The organism is Anaerolineales bacterium, assembly GCA_022866145.1.
Lineage (GTDB): Bacteria > Chloroflexota > Anaerolineae > Anaerolineales > E44-bin32 > PFL42.
The window spans coordinates 1-1,591 of the sequence record JALHUE010000539.1; the positions used below are offsets into that span (position 1 = coordinate 1).

Sequence of the window (1,591 nt, forward strand, 5' to 3'; positions counted from 1 at the left end):
GGGGGCGATCTTGGCCTATGAACGACCCGGCCTGTCGATCGCCGCTCCGCCCCGGGTGGTGGCGCATGCTCCTGACCTGTGCGGCCTGGGGCCGAATCCGTCCGCTCTGACCAGCCTGTGGAACCTGGAAGGGATTCGGCGTGGTGAGGCCTGCCCGTGAGCCCTGGGCAGGGCGCTCGTGCTAGCCAAGACGTCCGGCAATCGCGAGGACGGCACCGGGGCCGCAGCCAAGGGAAATTGCCCCATCCCCCCTCTGGGGTATAATCTTGTACAAGCTGACAAGCGATGGCATCTGAGGTGGATCGGGAGGCCGAGAATCATGCAAGATTCTCGGCTGGTGGTGTCGGTAGGTCCCGGGTTTGGTAGTTGCCGACGCGCAGTTTCCGCCGCAATGAACTCAGCCACGGGTTCATCGTGACCCAGCCCAAGCCGGGAGAACAAGCCTAGGATGTTGAAGCCACAGCCAACGGACTCCAGAGTGCTGGAAGTCGAGGACCTAGCCACGCGCTTTCATACCCAGGAGGGCACCGTTCACGCCGTGAACGGTGTTTCGTTCTACCTGCGCTCGGGGGAGACCCTGGGACTGGTGGGCGAAAGCGCCTGCGGCAAGACGGTGACCTTGATGTCGCTGTTGCGGTTGATCCCTGAGCCGCCGGGCGAGATCTACCGCGGCACGGCGAACTTCATGGGCAGCGACTTGCTCAAGATGACGCCGGAGGAGATCCGCCACGTCCGCGGGGGCCAGATCGGGGTCGTCTTCCAGGACCCGATGACATCCTTCAACCCGGTGCTGACCATCGGCCGGCAGTTGACCGAGACGCTCGAGGTTCACCTGGGCATGAACAAGACCCAGTCGGCGGACCGCGCGGTTGAGATGCTGGAAATCGTCGGCATTCCCAATGCCCGCCAGCGGCTGGGGGACTACCCCCACCAGTTTTCGGGCGGGATGCGCCAGCGGGTGATGATCGCCATGGCGCTCTCCTGCGCCCCGCAGATCCTGATCGCCGATGAACCGACCACCGCCCTCGACGTCACCATCCAGGCGCAAATCATCGAGCTGGCCAAGCGGCTGCGAGACGATATCGGGATGGCGATTATCTGGATCACACACGATCTAGGGATCATCGCTGGCCTGGCTCAGCGGGTGGCCGTGATGTATGGTGGGCTGATCATCGAGCATGCCCCGGTGAAGGAACTGTATGCCAACCCGCTCCATCCGTACACGCTGGGGCTGATGGGCAGCCTGCCGCGGGTGGACGATGTCACCCATCGCCGGCTGCTCTCGATCGACGGCCTGCCGCCGACGCTGTACGAGTCCCCTAAGTCCTGCCCCTTCGCTCCCCGCTGCAAGTACGTCGTCGACCGCTGTTTGAACGAGAACCCGCCGCTCCTGCAGGTCGCCCCGGAGCATGAGGCGGCATGCTGGGTGGATGCCAAGACGGGGAAATTGCGCTGATGACCGAATCCTCCAATCACGCCCTGCTGCGCGTTGTCGACCTGGTCAAGCACTTCCCGATCACCCGCGGGATCATTTTCCAGAAGCAGGTCGGCGCGGTACATGCGGTGGATGGGGTGTCCTTTGAGATCAAGA

General features: G+C 63.8%; 1 protein-coding gene. It reads left to right on the forward strand.

Going from position 1 to position 1,591, the window contains the following annotated elements:
* Nucleotides 1–448: 448 nt before the first annotated feature.
* Complete coding sequence (locus MUO23_15395) at nucleotides 449–1,456, forward strand: ABC transporter ATP-binding protein (protein MCJ7514336.1); 1,008 nt, start codon at nucleotides 449–451, stop codon at nucleotides 1,454–1,456.
* The last annotated feature ends 135 nt before the right edge of the window (nucleotides 1,457–1,591 follow it).